This is a genomic window from Oceanobacillus sp. CAU 1775, from assembly GCF_054482815.1.
The window spans coordinates 486,630-505,181 of record NZ_JBTLRO010000002.1 but is presented as its reverse complement, the minus strand read 5'-3'; the positions used below and the strand labels follow the sequence as shown (position 1 = coordinate 505,181).

Sequence of the window (18,552 nt, the reverse complement as noted above, 5' to 3'; positions counted from 1 at the left end):
ATGAGTCAGGGAGAGAAAATTGTTGTAGAGAATGGACAGATGAATGTTCCAAACAACCCAATCGTACCATTTATCGAAGGGGATGGAACTGGTCCAGATATTTGGAATGCTGCTGTACGAGTAATCGATGCTGCAGTTGAAAAAGCATTTAATGGTGAGAAAAAAATTGAATGGTTAGAAGTTTATGCTGGTGAAAAAGCATTCAATAAATTTGGAGAGTGGCTTCCAAAAGAAACACTTGAAAAAATTGATGAATATAAAATCGCAATCAAAGGTCCTCTTACAACACCAATTGGTGGAGGCTTCCGTTCATTGAACGTAGCATTACGTCAAGAGCTAGACCTATATACTTGCTTACGTCCAGTACGTTACTTTGAAGGTGTTCCTTCTCCAGTTAAACGTCCTGAAGATGTAGACATGGCAATTTTCCGTGAGAACACTGAAGATATCTATGCAGGTATCGAGTGGGAAAAAGGCACAGATGACGTGAAGAAAGTAATTAACTTCCTACAAAATGAAATGAATGTAAAAAATATCCGCTTCCCAGAAACTTCTGGTATTGGAATCAAACCAGTTTCTGAAGAAGGAACAAAACGTCTTGTACGTTCTGCAATTGAATATGCATTAACTGAAAATCGTCGAAATGTTACACTTGTACATAAAGGTAACATCATGAAGTTTACTGAAGGTGCATTTAAGCAGTGGGGTTACGAAGTTGCTGAAGAAGAATTCGGTGATAAAGTATTCACATGGGCTGAGTATGATCGCATTGTTGAAGCTGACGGTAAAGACGCTGCAAACAAAGCACAAGACGAAGCATTAGCTTCTGGTAAAATTCTTGTGAAGGATGCAATTGCTGACATCTTCTTACAACAGATCTTAACTCGTCCAAAAGAGTTTGATGTTGTTGCAACAATGAACCTTAACGGTGACTATATTTCTGATGCACTTGCTGCACAAGTAGGTGGAATCGGAATCGCTCCTGGAGCAAACATTAACTATGATACAGGTCATGCAATCTTTGAAGCAACACATGGTACAGCTCCAAAGTATGCAGGTCTAGACAAAGTTAACCCATCATCAGTTATTCTATCTGCAGTTCTAATGCTTGAGCATTTAGGCTGGAGAGAAGCTGGAGATTTAATCACAGCATCAATGGACAAAACAATCGCATCAAAAGTAGTAACATACGACTTCGCACGTCTAATGGACGGCGCAACAGAAGTGAAATGTTCAGAGTTCGCCGACGAACTAATCAAAAACCTATAATTCAAAACCAAACCATTATTTCCCTTACTATGAGGGAGATAATGGTTTTTTATATTTTGATTCAGCATGTCCAACTATCAATTGGAAGTCCGTAGCCCCGATGCACATTCGCGCATCCTAAGGCGTCTGATGAGCCTCCTCGGGCTATCGCTCTCCGGGGTCTCATCTAAGACTCTAATCCCACAGGAGTCTTCGGTGCATCGGGGCTACTCCCTGCAAATATTTAAATTATGCTATTTGAATCTATTTTTGTAAATACACACCATAATTGAAAGTGAAGTTGTTAATAATCTCATGCACTTATTATATTAGGTAAAAATATGCAATAAAATTATTTAGCAAGACTCAGCGGAAGGAAAAACGTACGGAGACTCCTACGGGAAAAGCATGAGGTGAAGACCCCGGAGGAGGTGGTTTTCCTCCGAGGAGGCTGAGGCCATGCCCGTGGAAAGCGGAGTACGTTTTTCCTGGAGCGATGGTTAAGCTCAATCTAATTTGAACTGCGGAACTCGAATGACATACAATGCTCTTATATAAACTAATCAACTATGTATAAATCATTGATAAGTTACTGTAAATATTATTAAGATTTCTTAATAATAAGTTAATCATTATCGAAAAAGGCTTGAAAGTGGTAAGATAGAATAGTATCAGTAGAGAAATTGTACTTAGAGGAGACGAATGCAATGAGCCAAAAAGTATTAATCGTTGACGATGAAAAATCAATAGTAACATTATTAAAATACAACCTTGAAAAAGCAGGATTTACAACAGATGAAGCATACGATGGCTTAGAAGGCTTAAGCAAAGGAGAAACAAATCAATACGATTTAATTATCCTTGATCTGATGTTGCCTAAATTAGATGGAATTGAAGTATGTAAACAACTTAGACAAAATAAAATTGAAACACCAATCCTTATGCTAACAGCGAAAGATGAAGAGTTTGATAAAGTACTAGGTCTTGAATTAGGTGCGGATGATTACTTAACGAAACCATTCAGTCCTAAAGAAGTAATTGCTAGAATCAAAGCAATCTTAAGAAGATCCATTAAATCCAATGAAACAAACTTTAGTAAATTAAAAATTGGTGACTTAATCATTTTCCCTGAAAGATATGAAGCTGAGATGAATGGAAAAACCATCGCATTTACTCGTAAAGAATTTGAACTACTATACTTCTTGGCGAAAAACAAAGGAAAAGTTATTTCGCGTGATCAATTATTAAGTGGAGTCTGGGATTATGACTTTGTTGGAGATACGAGAATAGTAGATGTGCATATTAGCCATTTACGAGATAAAGTTGAACCAGATACGAAGAACCCAAAATACATTAAAACAATTAGAGGACTTGGCTATAAAATTGAGGAGCCTGTCTGATGAATAGTTTCATCCCCAAACCACTTGTAAGATATGTCTTCAATATTGCCATAATATTATTGGTTGCGGGCTTTATTATTTCTACATTTACCGAGGATCTTATCCTTTTAAGTGCGGTATTGCTAATTGTATTTATTTTTATCATCATCCTTATGAAAAGAATTTATCTTGAATATATTAAACCACTTGATGCTGCCTCAGAAACAATTGAAGCAATCATAAATAAAAACTATCAAGCAAGATTTCATGCAACAACAAATAAAAAAACGCTACATTTAAGCAATAAAATTAATCAGTTAGCTCGTGAATTAACAGATGCCTCTATACAAGAGCAAATGCAATCTGAACAGCTATCGACTCTGATTGATAATACAGAAAGTGGATTAGTTTTATTAGATGAAAGAGGATATATTCATCTGGTGAATCGTAAGTTCCTTAAACTCTTTGGTAAAACTGAAAAAGATTATGTTGGAAATCTTTATTATAAAGTAATCAATAATGAAATTCTGCAACAAACCATTCAGGAAGTATTCCTTTATGAAGATTCCGTACGAAAAGGTTTTAGTCATTATATAGGAATTGAAAAACTATTTATTGAAATTTCGGTAGCGCCAATTATTAATGAAAAGAAGTTGTTAAAGGGTGCAGTAATTGCTCTGCATGATATTACAGAATTAAAGAAATTAGAAATGATGCGTAAGGATTTTGTTGCGAATGTTTCTCATGAACTTAGAACACCAATTACATCTATCAAAGGATTCTCTGAAACTTTATTAGATGGAGATCTAGAAGATAAAGAAATTACCACACAATTCTTAGAGATTATTTATAATGAAAGTGCTCGATTACAAACAATTATCGAGGATTTACTTGCGCTTTCTAAACTTGAAAGTGAAAACTTCCAACTCGTTCTAAATAAATTTCCTGCAGTGGAATTTGTGGAAAGTATCATTCCTTCTTTAAATTATAATGCAATTGAAAAAGGAATCACCTTAACAACTCACATAGAAGATATTGAAATTAAAGCTGACAAGGAAAGACTTGCGCAAGTAGTAGTAAATCTTGTAGCTAATGCGATTGTCTATAGTCAAGAAGACGGCACTGTTACGTTGAAAATATCAGAAAAAGATAATCAAGTAGAAATTGTTGTTTCGGATGAAGGAATTGGGATATCAGAAAAAGATTTACCACGAATCTTTGAACGCTTTTATCGCGTGGATAAAGCGAGGGCCCGTGATTCAGGTGGAACAGGGCTTGGACTTGCGATTGTAAAACATATCATTGAAGTGCATGATGGAGAAATTCAGATTGAAAGTGAAGTAAATAATGGAACAAAAATCACAGTATTACTACCAAAATAAGTTAGTGTTATTTATCAAGAGCGCAGGACTCAAAATCCTGGGCTCTATTATTTTTTGTTTTCATGGCAAGGAATGATAAAATGAATGTATGAACTTTGAAGCGGAGGAATTTGGATGTCTAATAAATTAGTTTTGATTGATGGAAATAGTATTATTTACCGAGCGTTTTTTGCTTTACCTTTACTGAACAATGATAAAGGTGTGTACACGAATGCCGTTTATGGGTTTACTACGATGTTGCTTCGAATTCTTGAAGAAGAGAAACCAACGCATTTGCTTGTAGCTTTTGATGCGGGTAAAACGACGTTTCGTCATGAAACATATAAAGAATACAAAGGCGGTCGTCAAAAAACGCCACCTGAATTATCGGAGCAATTCCCGCTTGTAAGAGAGCTACTTGATGCTTTTAATATCAAACATTATGAGCTTCCTCAATATGAAGCAGATGATATCATTGGAACACTTTCCAAACAAGGAAACAATGAAAACTGGGAAGTGACGGTCATTTCTGGAGATAAAGATATGCTGCAGTTAATATCGGATAGTGTAACAGTTAGTGTGACCAAAAAAGGAATTAGCGAAGTTGAAAAATATACACCAACATATTTGAAAGAAAAACTAGAATTAGCACCTGAACAAATTATCGATATGAAGGCATTAATGGGAGATAGCTCAGATAATATTCCTGGTGTGCCAGGTGTAGGTGAAAAGACTGCGATAAAATTATTGAAGCAGTATACAACACTTGAAGCAGTATATGAAAATTTAGATGAAATTAGTGGCAAAAAACTAAAAGAGAATTTAACGAACCATAAAGAAGATGCATTCATGAGTAAGGAATTAGTGACGATTAATCGAGACTCACCAATTGAGATTTCCGTGGATGAAATTACGTACGAAGGATATGAACAAAACAGTGTGACAAGTATTTTTAAAGATTTAGGTTTTGTCTCCTTGTTAAGTAAAATTTCTGGGACAGAAGATAGTGAATCTGAAGAGACAGTGGAAATGGAAAAGATTGATATCGAGATTGTCTCTACGATTAAAAAAGAAATGTTAGCTGACGAGACCTCAATCGTTGTCGAATTATTAGAAGAAAATTACCATACAGCACCTATTATAGGGATTGCTGTGGCTGATGATAAAAATCGACTTTTCATACCTTTAGATGTTGCTCTTCAGTCTGCTGAATTTAAAGCATGGGCAGAGGATCCAACAAAGAAGAAGTCAGTATTCGATGCGAAGAAAACATTAGTTGCTCTGAAAAGAAATGGAATCGAAATGAAGGGTATCGAATTTGATATGTTTTTAGCTTCCTATTTATTAAATCCTTCCGAAAACAACCATGATATACCTGCAATCGGAAACCGTTTAGGGTATACAAATGTTCTTTTCGATGAAGAAGTTTATGGTAAAGGTGCGAAGCTAAAAGTTCCTGAAGAGAGTGTACTTGCAGATCATGTCGTTCGAAAAGCAATTGCACTTCATGAGCTAAAAGAAAATATGATTGAGGAATTACATGCAAATGAGCAATATGAGCTTTTGACAACACTAGAAATGCCGCTTGCTTTAATTTTAGGGAAAATGGAGCATCGAGGAGTGCTTGTGGATAAGTCAACATTAGAAGAAATGGGTGTTGATTTAAAAGAGCGATTAGATAAGTTAGTAAGTGAAATACATGAACTTGCAGGTGAGGAATTTAATATTAACTCACCAAAACAACTTGGCCCAATTTTATTTGAAAATCTTGGCTTACGCGTGATTAAAAAGACAAAGACCGGCTACTCAACAGCAGCTGACGTTTTAGAACAGTTGCAAAATGATCATGAAATCATTCCGAAAATCTTACTTTATCGCCAACTTGGAAAACTTCAATCAACTTATATTGAAGGACTATTAAAAGTGGTTCACCCAGAAACAAGTAAGATTCATACAAGATTTAATCAAGCATTAACACAGACAGGAAGATTAAGCTCGGTAGATCCGAACCTACAAAATATTCCTATCCGGTTAGAAGAAGGTAGAAAGATTCGTCGTGCATTCGTACCTTCAGAAAAAGACTGGTTAATTTTCGCTGCAGATTATTCGCAAATTGAACTACGTGTACTTGCACATATTGCGAATGATAAAGGATTGGTCGATGCATTTAATAATGATATGGATATCCATACGAAAACAGCAATGGATGTTTTTCATGTGAAAGAAGACGAAGTTACATCGGAAATGCGTAGACAAGCGAAGGCGGTTAACTTTGGAATTGTATATGGAATCAGTGATTACGGACTTTCACAAAACCTTGGGATTACAAGAAAAGAAGCAAAACAATTTATCGATCGTTATTTCGAGAGTTACCCAGGTGTAAAAGAGTATATGGATGATATTGTTTATCAAGCAAAACAACAAGGATATGTAACAACCATAATGAATCGTAGAAGATACCTACCAGAAATTACGAGTCGTAACTTTAACCTAAGAAGCTTTGCTGAGCGTACTGCAATGAACACGCCGATTCAAGGAAGTGCAGCTGATATTATTAAGCAGGCGATGATTGATTTAAATGAACAGCTTGAGAGCGAAAACCTCCAAGCAAGAATTTTACTGCAAGTACATGATGAATTGATCATTGAAGCACCAAAAGAAGAGCTCGAACAATTAATTAAAATTGTACCAGCAACAATGGAGTCAACAGTTGAATTAAATGTTCCACTTAAAGTAGACGTTGAATACGGACCAAGCTGGTTTGATGCAAAATAAGGAGATAAAGAAATGCCAGAATTACCTGAGGTAGAAACAATTAGAAGAACATTAGAGCATCTTATATTAGAGAAAGAGATAAAAGATGTAGAAGTATTTTGGGGAAAAATAATAAAAGAACCAGATGATACAGAGAAGTTTAAGCATTTACTTATCGGACAAACTATCCGAGCGTTAAAACGTAGAGGAAAGTTTCTATTATTTTATTTAGATGATTATGTGCTCGTCTCTCACCTTCGAATGGAAGGGAAGTACAGTGTCCATCCGAATGGGGATGAAATCAAGAAACATACACATGTTATTTTTACCTTCACAGATGGGGAAGAGCTCCGTTATAATGATGTTCGTAAATTTGGTACGATGCATGTTTATCCGATTGGAAAAGAAATGCAAACAAACCCATTGAAAACATTAGGTCCAGAACCATTTGATACAGCATTTAGTTTTAATTATTTTAAAGAAAGACTAAAAAAGACAGAACGGCTCATAAAAGCTGTTCTGCTTGATCAGACAGTTGTCACAGGTTTAGGGAATATCTATGTCGATGAAACGCTATTTAAAGCAGGCGTCCATCCACTGAGACGTGCGAATACATTGAACGATTCGGAAATTCAAGCGATTCAAGAGGCAGCTGTACTTACGCTTACCGAAGCTGTTGAACTTGGTGGAACAACGATTCGGTCTTACGTAAACTCGGCAGGTGATATGGGAATGTTCCAGCAAGAGCTATTTGTTTATGGGCAACAAGAAAAACCTTGTAAGAATTGTGGTGGGTCTATTACGAAAATGAAAGTTGCCGGTCGTGGAACTCATATTTGTGAGAGTTGTCAGCCGTTTTAAGGAGGGATAATCATGAGTTTAATCATTGGGTTAACAGGTAGTATTGCTACTGGAAAAAGTACGGTATCCGCCATGTTCGAATCCTTCAACATACCAGTAATTGATGCGGATAAAATTGCCAGGGAAGTAGTAAACCCTGGTGAACCAGCATCTAACGAAATAAGAAATACATTTGGCGCGGAAGTTTTTCATGAAGATGGAACCTTAAACAGAGAGCGCCTTGGTCAAATTATTTTTGCTGATCAAAGTAAGCGAAGCGAATTAAATGCTATCATTCATCCAGCCATTCGAAAAAGAATGTTAGAAAAGAAAGACGCATTACTTGAGAGTGGTGAAGAATGTATCGTTTTTGATATTCCATTACTGTTTGAAAGTAAGCTAGAGCACTTTGTAGATAAAATTATCGTTGTAAGTATTGATGAAAAAACTCAATTATCACGTTTAATGGCTCGTGATACTTTTACAGAAGAAGAAGCAAAACAACGAATAGCATCCCAAATGCCTGTTTCAGACAAAGAAAAATTAGCAGATGCCGTCATAAACAATAATGGCACCAAAGAAGAAAGCCATAATCAATTAACAAAAATCCTCCAAGAATGGGATGTTAAATTTTAGTCAGGATAAAATTATCAAAGTGTAACACATCATAGCCTAAATGTGTTATACTAATTAAGGAATTTAACTAACTAGTATAACGTTAATGGGAGGAATTAGGTAATTATGGTTAAGACTCGTATTGCTATTAATGGATTTGGACGAATTGGAAGAATGGTCTTTCGTCAGGCTGTATTAAATAATAACTTTGAGGTTGTAGCTATTAACGCACGATATCCTTTTGAAACACTTGCTCATTTAATAAAGTACGATAGTGTTCATGGTATTTTTGATGGAGAAGTAAATGTACATGGTGAAGGAATCGAAATCAATGGACATGTTGTAAAAGTAGTAAATTCTCGTGAACCAGAAAAACTACCTTGGAAACAATTAAATATAGATGTTGTTGTTGAAGCAACTGGTAAATTTACAACAAATGATACAGCAGGACTTCACTTAGAAGCAGGAGCTAAAAAAGTTGTTATTACTGCACCAGGAAAAGATATTGATAAGACAATTGTTCTCGGTGTGAATGATGAAGAATATGATGGAGATCTACACCACGTCATCTCAAATGCTTCATGTACAACGAACTGCTTAGCACCTGTCGCAAAAGTTTTAGATGACAACTTTAAAATTATTAATGGTCTAATGACTACTGTCCATGCATTTACGACAGACCAGAATAACCTAGATAATCCACATAAAGATTTACGTCGTGCACGTAGTAACGGACAATCGATTATTCCAACATCTACTGGAGCAGCGAAAGCACTTGGCCTTGTATTACCTCACCTAAATGGTAAATTACATGGCATGGCTTTACGTGTACCTACACCAGATGTATCGCTTGTAGATTTAGTTGTAGACGTTGAAAAATCTGTTACTGTTGAAGATGTTAATAATGCCTTCAAAGAAGCAGCTGAAACAACTCATAAAGGAATTATCAGATACTCTGATGAACCACTTGTTTCAATCGATTATACAACGACAGAAGAATCTGCAATTATCGATGGATTGTCAACCATCGTAATGGAAGACAACAAAATCAAAGTCATTGCTTGGTATGATAACGAGTGGGGCTACTCAGCACGTGTACTAGATTTAGTTAAACTAGTCGGAGAATCAATTAAAAGTAAAGAAACAGTATAAACTTATATAATTAACAAAGGCCAGCTTGGGTAAATTCAAGCTGGCCTTGTTTTTAGTTACAATCTGAATGAAGCTGTTTTATTCTTGAATTAGATGTATTACGTAAAACATGTTAAAATATACTGTACAATTATTATATAACTAATCCTAAAAATACATATACACTGTCAGACATCACATCGTATGTGAAAATAGAGGTGGAACACAATGAGATGCCCTAATTGTCAATATAAAAATACAAAAGTTACGGATTCAAGACCAATAGAAGAAGGCAAAGCGATCCGTCGCCGAAGAGAATGTGAAAAATGTGGCCAACGCTTTACGACATTTGAAAGAATGGAAGAAATTCCGTTAATCGTTGTAAAGAAAGACGGGATGCGCCAAGAGTTTTCTCGTGAAAAATTAACACGAGGAATTATTCGTGCTTGTGAAAAAAGACCAGTTCCAATTGAAACAATTGAAGATATTGCATTAGAAGTAGAAAAAGAATTAAGAGGCTCCGGTGCTTCTGAAGTAGATTCGAAAGCAGTAGGCGAACTTGTGATGGAAAGGTTATCGAAAGTGGACGAGGTCGCATACGTGCGCTTTGCTTCCGTCTATCGTCAGTTTAAGGACGTCTCTGTGTTTCTAGATGAACTAAAAGATTTAATTAATACAGACAAACAAGAAAAAGAACAGAAATAATAAAGGATGTGTAAAGCTTGAACCCTATCGGTAAATTATTGCCTGTTGACGGTTATTTTGTCGAATTAAGAAATCCGTTACCAACGAATTATTTACAGTCCTTAACACATCTGTATCAGCCATTAATTGGTTCCGAGGCATTAATGCTCTATCAAACACTTTTAAATGATATTCTGCTACAAGAGGAATCCCCTCAAACACATCATACATTAATGAATTATCTTATTCTTCCACTCGATCAAATTTATGAAGCTAGAATTAAATTAGAGGGAATGGGCCTTTTAAAAACATATAAAAAAGAATCCCAAGAAATAGATATCTATACGTATGTTTTAGAACCACCATTTGATCCGAAGAGCTTTTTTAAAGAAGCGATGTTTACTACCCTCTTATACAATCATATAGGAGAACAGAAATTTCGTAAGTTGCAGAACTTTTATATGGCAAAGGAAACGAACCATAGAGGCGATAATATCACAGTAGCATTCCAAGAAGTATTCCAAACTTTTAAACCGAATAAAGATACTTTAGCCGAGTCGTTTGAACCAGAAGTAAAAGAAGAACCAGCACAAAAACAAGAATTTAAATGGCTTGAACAAATGTTAAAGCAAAGGAAGATCCCAGTTAGGCGTGTTTTAACGGAAACAAATAAGAAATTAATTTCACAAATGATTCAATTATATGATCTGGAAAGTTATGAAATTGACGATGCATTGCTTTGGGCATTGTCAGAAGAAAACGATTTAGATACAGAAGAATTCAAACAAGCTTGCCATGATTTATTTAAGGCAAAAAATAATAATAAGGCTTTAAGATTAACAAACAAGACGCCTAAGCCTGCTAATACGCAAATAAATACCCCTCCAAAGTCGAAAGAGGAAGCATTAATTCAAAAATTAGAATCGATCTCTCCGAAAGAATTATTAGAAGATTTATCTAGTGGAGGAATGGCTTCAGCGCAGGACATGAAATTAATTGAGGAGATCATGTTGACGCAAGGATTACCGGCCCCTGTGATGAACGTACTTATTCATTACTGTTTACTTCAGACGAATATGAAGCTAACAAAGAATTTCGTAGGTACAATCGCTGGTCAATGGTCACGTGCTAAACTTAAAACAGCGAAAGAAGCAATGGAATTTGCTAAGAAGGAAAAAGAAAACTACGAAAAAGCTAAAACAAATAAAAGACCATATCAACAAAAGTCAGCATCAAAAGATATTGTGCCTGATTGGTTTAAAGAGGGGAAGCATTTACAAGGCAAGCCTCAAGAAACAAAGCAGGACGTAAGTATTGAAGAACAACAAAGGTTAGCACATCTAATGAAACAGTATTCAGAAGGAAACTAAAACCAATCTTTTAGAGGATGAATGAAATGAAACCAATCCAATCTAACTTAAAATCATGGATGTCTCAAAGTGAAAGTTTTAAAGAAAACTATACTCGAATGCGTGAAGAATTACTTGCGGATAAAGAAATCAAGGAATTCCTTTCCCATCATCCTGAATTAACACAAGAAGAAATAAATAAAGGCCTTATTAAGCTTTATGAGTATAAAACACAATCGAAACAATGTGATAAATGTGAATCTTATGGTGGCTGCCAAAACATGATTCAAGGTTATTCACCGATCTTACAAGTCGTGCATAATGAAATTCATATTCGCTACGAAAAATGTCATAGTAGAAAAATGTACGAAAAAGAACAAGAACAACAAAAATTAGTAAGAAGCTTATATATGCCAAAGGAAATTTTAAATGCAAGACTCAGCGATATTGACAGTGACCAACAAAGAACAGAAGTATTGGTTAAAGTTTATGAGTTTTTGAATCAAGCCAAAACTTCCTTACCATCAAAAGGACTGTATTTACATGGGATCTTTGGAGTTGGAAAGACCTTCCTACTTGGTGCACTTGCTAATGAATTGAAAAAGTTCAATGTATCTTCAACTTTAATCTATATGCCTGAGTTTGTAAGAGAAATTAAAGCATCATTTAAAGACGACTCTGTAAACGAAAAAATAGATTTGTTTAAAACTGCCGATATTTTAATGCTAGATGATATTGGAGCAGAATCGCAATCTGCTTGGTTCAGGGATGAAATCTTAAGCTCTATTTTACAGTATCGTATGATGGAAGGCTTACCAGTTTTCTTCACATCAAACCTGACATTAGAACAAATGGAAGATCACTTAGCTTCTACGAGAAGTGGTACGGAAAAGTTGAAGGCAGGAAGAATCATCCAAAGAATTCAACAAGTAAGTGAAATAGTGCATGTTCCAGGATATAATCGCAGAAAATAAATGACGAAAAACTTTTAAGTGAGAGTACTCGCTTAAAAGTTTTTTTATTTTGCTCACTAGTTTAACCAGTTTTATCATTAATCAGTTGGACATCCCATATAATATAACAGTTTGTTGAAGATGAGGGTGATGCAATTGCTGGAGATTTATTTTGAAACTGACAAGGAGGTTATACATTTTTGTGAGAATCTTTTTCAACAGAACAAACAGCTTTCGGTTAATTGGAGCATAAATGAAAAGTGGGGGAACAGGATACAAGTCGATTTTGAAGCTTTTAATGAATTGAAGTATCAAGCGGTTGCGGATTCTTTTGTAAATGTCTATTTAAATTTTTATTTCAGTAGCGTACTTATCGAAATTATAAAGGATAAATATTATTTTTCAGACAAGCATGTGATTCAACATATCCATGAACTCGCGGAGTGGATTATTACTGGGGAGGATGCAGATAGTATCATGATTCGCCAAAGAAAGCATCCGATTCAATTGCTGCGAGCAATCTTTTTAATGCATATACGCAATACAACGACATTACATTTCGATTCCATCGTAAAATTCGGTATGAAGATTTTTAAAGAAGAACTTATTCATTATGTTGGCTTGGCAATCGATGAATTTAAAAGGGAAGAGGAACACCAGTCATTTATACAGACATTAAGAGAATTTATTAAAAAGAAGGAAAGCACCGTTCCTTTGATTCATGTATTAGAAGGAGAAAATTTTAATTATTTTAATGAACAAGGGAGACCATTTTCAAAAACAGAGTTAATAACTAGAATAAAAAAAGATCCGCTAATATTATTTGGTCTTTCCCAGAAAGAATGGAATCTTACCCCACTGATTGCATTAGCTCCAGATCGAATAAATTTGTATGTACACGACCCGTCTCATCCAAAAATACAGACGGTGATTAATGTGTTTCAGGAAAGAGTTGCCATTCGAATGTATGATGAGTTTCCGTTTTCTTTTGTTAATGAAATTTAATACTGTACAAGTCCAATTTAAAGATACTTGCATTTTCAAAAATGGCGCGTTATAATACTTGTAATAAATAGTATGAAAAGTAATGAGAAGGACAATATTATTTGATTTACTGTATAGAGAAGAGAGGAAAGTATTAGCTGAAAGCTTTCCATATGCAGCCAAATAATTACCACCTTTGAACTCTTCTTTTGAACTTAAGTAAATTGAAGCGTATAATCTGCGTTAAAGATTTGAGCCAATTTTATTGGAAATCTAGGGTGGAACCACGTGATAGAAATATACCGTCCCTTTGCAGAAATGCAGAGGAACGGTTTTTTTGATTTTAAAATAAAAGGAGTTGTATTCAAATGGCAGCAGAATTAACATTTGTATTCCCAGATGGGGCAGAGAAGAATTTTCCTGAGGGGGTAACTGGTGAAGAGATTGCAGGTTCGATTTCTTCAGGATTAAAGAAACAAGCATTAGCAATTAAACTAGATGGCGAACAAGTAGATTTACGTAGAGAACTTCATCAGGGTGGTAAAATTGAGATTATTACATATCGAGATGAAGAAGGGGTAGACCTTTTACGTCACTCATCCGCTCACTTACTAGCGCAAGCTGTAAAACGTTTATATGGTGATGTGAAGTTTGGTGTAGGTCCTGTAATAGAAGAAGGATTCTACTATGACATGGACATGGAGCATAAATTAACTCCCGAAGATTTACCTAAGATTGAAAAAGAAATGAAAAGAATTATTGATGAAAGCTTAGAAATAAAAAGAGTTGAAGTTACGCGTGAGGAAGCAATTAAACGTTTTAAAGAAATCGGCGATGATTTAAAAATAGAATTAATTGAAGCAATTCCTGAAGGCGAACAAGTTACTATTTATGAGCAAGGGGAGTTTTTCGATTTATGTCGAGGAATCCATGTACCAGCTACAAGTAAAATTAAAGCCTTTAAATTATTAAGCATTTCAGGAGCATACTGGCGTGGCGATAGTGATAATCAACAGCTACAACGTATTTATGGAACTGCTTTTGAAAAGAAATCACAGTTAGATGAGCATTTAGTAATTTTAGAAGAAAGAAAAGAACGCGACCATCGTAAATTAGGTAAGGAATTAGAATTATTTACTGTCTCGCAAAAAGTAGGGCAAGGGTTACCATTATGGTTACCTAAAGGTGCAACGATTCGTCGTCTAATCGAAAGATATATTGTTGATTTAGAAGAAAAGTTAGGTTACGACCATGTTTATACACCTGTTTTAGGAAGTAAAGATTTATACCAAACGAGTGGTCACTGGGATCATTACCAGGATGACATGTTCCCACCAATGGAAATGGATAATGAAACACTCGTCCTTCGTCCAATGAACTGTCCGCATCATATGATGGTGTTTAAAAACCAACTATGGAGCTACCGTCAAATGCCTGTACGTATTGCCGAGTTAGGCACAATGCACCGTTATGAGATGAGTGGAGCACTTGCTGGACTACAGAGAGTACGTGGCATGACATTGAATGATGCACATATCTTTGCTAGACCTGATCAATTAAAAGATGAATTCAAGCGTGTTGTTGAATTAATTCAGCATGTTTATAAAGATTTTGGAATCGAAAATTATAGCTTCAGACTTTCTTATCGTGATCCAGAAGATAAGGAAAAATACATTGACAATGATGAAATGTGGGAAATGACGCAAAGTCAGTTAAAGGAAACAATGGAAGAGCTAGCATTAGATTATGTTGAAGCAGAAGGGGAAGCAGCTTTCTACGGACCAAAACTTGATATTCAAGTTAAAACAGCCTTAGGAAAAGAAGAGACGCTATCTACTGTTCAATTAGACGTATTACTTCCAGAACGTTTTGATTTAACGTATATCGGTGAGGATGGGAAAGAACACCGTCCAATCGTTATTCACCGTGGGGTTGTTTCAACGATGGAAAGATTTGTTGCTTTCCTAATTGAAGAATATAAAGGGGCTTTCCCAACTTGGCTTTCACCTGTCCAAGTAAAAGTAATCCCAGTTTCACCACAAGTACATCTTGACTATGCACAAAAAGTTGCGGACGAGCTTCGTTTACAAGGAATCCGTATTGAGATTGATGAGCGCGATGAGAAAATTGGCTATAAGATCCGTCAAGCACAAACAGAAAAAGTTCCATTCTCTCTCGTATTAGGAGATAAGGAAATAGAAGAAGGTGCTGTAACATATCGTCGTTACGGTGAAAAAGAAACAACAGCTGTCTCACTTGATGACTTTAAACAGTTATTAAAAGAAGAAGTTGAAAACAAATCTTTAAATAAATAAGAAAAATATCAGCGAACATATCCGTTCGCTGATTTTTATATGTATTCTCATGTTGGCTTTTGTGTAGCGTGAAATTGAAAGATTTAGTATGATAGTATGGAGTCAATTGTTATTGGAGGATAAAAGTATATGACTGGTTCATTTAGTTTAGTCTTAGATTTCGTAGTCGAGAATTACGGTGTACAAAACGCTTTTTGGATTATGTATGGAATTAACGTTGTTCTGTCTGCAATTGCTTATAAACTTGGATTTGCTAGAAAGTTGAGTATTGGTAAAAGCATACTCGTATACATATTGCTGATTTTAGGTACATCCATTACAACATTATTTAGTATCCTAATGTTGCCAATGACAGAAAGTCTAATCATTATCGTAATTGTATTAGCAATTTACCGTTCAAGAATGTATTTCCAAAGAAAAGAAAATAACGCCTCTTAAGGCGTTATTTTTGTTAGTGGCTATTTTAAAGCTAGTTAATTAGTACACAAACCATACTTAACTTTAAAAAAACTGTATTTAAATATATTCTTCATCATTTTTATGTTCTTCATACAATTTAAATTTACCAGTAGCATGACGAGCATGTGTTTTTTGGGCAATTCTTTCTTCACATTCCGTGCAGAGATACATGTATGTGCGTCGATTTCTCAATCGTTTTGCTTGAAAAGAACCATCTCGCAATTCATCTACCTTATCACAAATCGTACACTTCACCTGCATAACTTCACCTCAAAACATTCAAGATTATTATTTAGTATACCACAATTGAAACAAGCCTATCGATAAATAAAAACGAGATGTAAATTCTGACATGCTAAAATATAATTTCTATCCTTGATGTGCTCCGACTTCTCTAAGCATATAATCAAAAGTAAAATTAAAAGGTTTGATTTGAGGCGGAAGGGGAAGATTAAAGATATCAAATAGGAAAGGATGAAGATTTGATGAGAAAGCGCAGTATTGTTACTGCTGTAGGCGCAGGTGTCATTGGGGCTAGTGCAGCAAGTTATTTTTTAATGAATGAGAATCAAAAAGAAAAAGTAAAAGATAAATTTAGTAATATGACAAATATGTTCTCTAATGGCGATGTTGCTACTACATTTGAAAAAGCAGGGAAGCCCGATCAATTAGAAAGTCGAGACATCGCAGATTTAGAAAACGCGAAAATGGTCTCTGAGGGCTCTCAGTTTGGAGTGCAATATTATAACGAAAATGATGTCAACGAGGAATATAATTAATTTTTAATATAAAAATCCCTTGCTTCTTTTATCTAGAAGCAAGGGATTTTCTACTTTTTAAAAGACTACTCATTTGTTTGCTGAGCTTCATTCAATGACTCGTTACCATCTTCCATGGCATCGTCCATCTTCTCATCATTACCGATTTGTTCATCGTCTGGCACAGGGTATTCAGGCATATACCTACCAACAATTGCAGCGAGTTCTTCAATAATTCCCTGAACAGGTTGACCCTGTCTCATTTTTTCATTCATCCCATTAATTCTAGCCATGAAATCTGCATCTGCCACTACAATCGCTGATTTACCATAGGGATCATGGTATAAAGCTTCAGATACAGTATATTTTATAGAACCAGCACGGCCTCGGTCAACATCTTCTTCAAGATCAATTGCCACGACAGTATAGGGACCAGCAACAAGAGCAGATGCATTGTTTACATCAGGAACCTTTGAAGCGACATTCGCTAAATGTTGGGCGATTTCCGAATTACTGTAGGCAGCTTCTCCACGTTCTGCTGTGTTTTCAACTTGCATGAAACGATTATTATCTGACTGTTCTCCTTGGTTAGTTGAAGTATTATCCGTTTGCTGACAACCAACAAGAAAGAACAAAACAAAAAGAAAGAAGCCAAGTTTACGAATATGCATATTACATTCCTCCTCAATCTAGCTAGTGTTCATATGTTTTGCAAAGAGGAGTAAAAATATTCATTGGCTTCTATCATAGATTTAGTTAATAACAATTTTAGTGACAAATTTAATTGGAGCTTCTTTATTTGAACCATCTTTCATGTAAACATGTACTGGACCATCTTCTTTTAATGGCTTTCCTTTCCATGCAAATAATAAATATGTATGATAAAGATCTTTTAATGAGATTGTTTCTTCTTCACCATTTGTTTTAACAAGTGTAGCACTTACAGCATCTTCTTTAATTTCAGCTCTATCTAGATAAGTATCAAGTGAAATCACATACGAATTCTCAAGAATTTCTTTCCCATCAACTTTAGATATAGGCTTATTTCCATTTGTTGCTTGGAAAACCTCTTTATTATAGCGTGATGCAGAACTGAAGTTAGGTTCTTCTACTGTATTTTCAGATGGATTATTAAAAGCATCTTCAAATTTAATTTTTCTATCATCAAATATCCAAACTGTTGGATCTAACGTGATAGAGTACTTTACATTACCAGTTATAGGTACGATCATTTTATTTCCTCCGCTTCCTCTTTGTTTCTATCTACTAACTACAATCTACATCATAGCAAACTTAAAAAGAAAATTCATCTATCCAAATTCTATTATTATATTTGCTTTTTTTTGGCTGTAGAGATAATATGTAAGAAAGAGTCTTTCTATTGGAGGGGATATATTTGATTCCTGAGGTGACTGTTAATCATCGCGAAAGAGCCCACGCCCTTCTTAAGGCTGACGCTGAGAAAATTTTGCGGCTAATAGAAGTTCAAATTGAGAATTTAACAATGCCACAATGTCCGGTTTATGAAGATGTTTTGGATACTCAAATGTATGGTCTCTCACGTGAGATTGATTTTGCGATACGCTTGAACTTAATTAGTGAAAATGAAGGTAAAGCACTTCTAGATAATCTAGAAAATAAGCTTAATATATTGCATGAAGCAAATCAAAGATCATTATAAGGTTCGCTTATTAAATGATTTGATTTGGTTACGTAGTTAAA

The 18,552-nt window shown here is 35.2% G+C and carries 18 protein-coding genes; 15 read left to right on the top strand and 3 right to left on the bottom strand.

The features are described 5' to 3' along the window. From icd to ACXYMZ_RS05700, 13 genes are all read left to right on the top strand, one after another. A complete protein-coding gene (gene icd, locus ACXYMZ_RS05760; protein ID WP_458947407.1) occupies positions 1-1,269 on the top strand; it encodes an NADP-dependent isocitrate dehydrogenase in 1,269 nt (422 codons plus the stop codon). A gap of 686 nt (positions 1,270-1,955) precedes the next feature. Next, positions 1,956-2,648, top strand: coding sequence for a response regulator transcription factor (locus ACXYMZ_RS05755; RefSeq protein WP_458947406.1), 693 nt, complete (start codon positions 1,956-1,958; stop codon positions 2,646-2,648). Continuing rightward, on the top strand, positions 2,648-4,009 hold the full coding sequence (gene pnpS, locus ACXYMZ_RS05750; protein WP_458947405.1) for a two-component system histidine kinase PnpS: 1,362 nt from the start codon (positions 2,648-2,650) through the stop codon (positions 4,007-4,009). The genes ACXYMZ_RS05755 and pnpS overlap by 1 nt, the downstream gene beginning before the upstream one ends. 114 nt (positions 4,010-4,123) lie before the next feature. Continuing rightward, entirely contained in the window at positions 4,124-6,763 is a 2,640-nt protein-coding gene (gene polA / locus ACXYMZ_RS05745) for a DNA polymerase I (RefSeq protein ID WP_458947404.1), read from the top strand. A gap of 12 nt (positions 6,764-6,775) precedes the next feature. Continuing rightward, positions 6,776-7,603 carry a DNA-formamidopyrimidine glycosylase gene (gene mutM / locus ACXYMZ_RS05740; protein WP_458947403.1) on the top strand — a complete coding sequence of 276 codons (828 nt, stop codon included), beginning with the start codon at positions 6,776-6,778 and terminating at the stop codon, positions 7,601-7,603. A gap of 12 nt (positions 7,604-7,615) precedes the next feature. Continuing rightward, entirely contained in the window at positions 7,616-8,218 is a 603-nt protein-coding gene (gene coaE / locus ACXYMZ_RS05735) for a dephospho-CoA kinase (protein WP_458947402.1), read from the top strand. 105 nt (positions 8,219-8,323) lie between these two features. Further along, positions 8,324-9,349 carry a glyceraldehyde-3-phosphate dehydrogenase gene (locus tag ACXYMZ_RS05730; protein WP_458947401.1) on the top strand — a complete coding sequence of 342 codons (1,026 nt, stop codon included), beginning with the start codon at positions 8,324-8,326 and terminating at the stop codon, positions 9,347-9,349. Positions 9,350-9,556: 207 nt separating this feature from the next. After that, positions 9,557-10,033, top strand: a complete 477-nt coding sequence (gene nrdR / locus ACXYMZ_RS05725) for a transcriptional regulator NrdR (protein WP_458947400.1) — start codon at positions 9,557-9,559, stop codon at positions 10,031-10,033. 17 nt (positions 10,034-10,050) lie between these two features. Next, the gene (locus ACXYMZ_RS05720) at positions 10,051-11,382 is read left to right on the top strand and encodes a replication initiation and membrane attachment family protein (RefSeq protein ID WP_458947399.1); all 1,332 of its coding nucleotides are present in this window, start codon (positions 10,051-10,053) and stop codon (positions 11,380-11,382) included. Between the two features lie 26 nt (positions 11,383-11,408). Next, positions 11,409-12,335, top strand: coding sequence for a primosomal protein DnaI (dnaI, locus tag ACXYMZ_RS05715; protein WP_458947499.1), 927 nt, complete (start codon positions 11,409-11,411; stop codon positions 12,333-12,335). 282 nt (positions 12,336-12,617) lie between these two features. Next, positions 12,618-13,319 (top strand): sporulation protein YtxC, encoded by a 702-nt coding sequence (gene ytxC, locus ACXYMZ_RS05710; protein ID WP_458947398.1) that lies wholly within the window; start codon positions 12,618-12,620, stop codon positions 13,317-13,319. A 347-nt stretch (positions 13,320-13,666) separates the two neighbouring features. Next, entirely contained in the window at positions 13,667-15,613 is a 1,947-nt protein-coding gene (gene thrS, locus ACXYMZ_RS05705) for a threonine--tRNA ligase (protein WP_458947397.1), read from the top strand. A 129-nt stretch (positions 15,614-15,742) separates the two neighbouring features. Continuing rightward, entirely contained in the window at positions 15,743-16,051 is a 309-nt protein-coding gene (locus ACXYMZ_RS05700; RefSeq protein ID WP_458947396.1) for a YlaH-like family protein, read from the top strand. Positions 16,052-16,129: 78 nt separating this feature from the next. Here ACXYMZ_RS05700 and ACXYMZ_RS05695 read toward each other — a convergent pair whose 3' ends face one another. Then, a complete protein-coding gene (locus ACXYMZ_RS05695; protein WP_458947395.1) occupies positions 16,130-16,333 on the bottom strand; it encodes a YlaI family protein in 204 nt (67 codons plus the stop codon). Between the two features lie 224 nt (positions 16,334-16,557). On the opposite strand from ACXYMZ_RS05695, the gene ACXYMZ_RS05690 reads away from it, so the two are divergent. Beyond that, positions 16,558-16,851 (top strand): hypothetical protein, encoded by a 294-nt coding sequence (locus tag ACXYMZ_RS05690; RefSeq protein WP_458947394.1) that lies wholly within the window; start codon positions 16,558-16,560, stop codon positions 16,849-16,851. Between the two features lie 65 nt (positions 16,852-16,916). On the opposite strand, the gene ACXYMZ_RS05685 is transcribed toward ACXYMZ_RS05690, so the two are convergent. Beyond that, the gene (locus ACXYMZ_RS05685; protein WP_458947393.1) at positions 16,917-17,501 is read right to left on the bottom strand and encodes a YhcN/YlaJ family sporulation lipoprotein; all 585 of its coding nucleotides are present in this window, start codon (positions 17,499-17,501) and stop codon (positions 16,917-16,919) included. An 81-nt stretch (positions 17,502-17,582) separates the two neighbouring features. Next, positions 17,583-18,062, bottom strand: a complete 480-nt coding sequence (locus tag ACXYMZ_RS05680; protein ID WP_458947392.1) for a hypothetical protein — start codon at positions 18,060-18,062, stop codon at positions 17,583-17,585. A gap of 167 nt (positions 18,063-18,229) precedes the next feature. On the opposite strand from ACXYMZ_RS05680, the gene ACXYMZ_RS05675 reads away from it, so the two are divergent. After that, positions 18,230-18,511, top strand: a complete 282-nt coding sequence (locus ACXYMZ_RS05675) for a YlaN family protein (protein ID WP_458947498.1) — start codon at positions 18,230-18,232, stop codon at positions 18,509-18,511. The last annotated feature ends 41 nt before the right edge of the window (positions 18,512-18,552 follow it).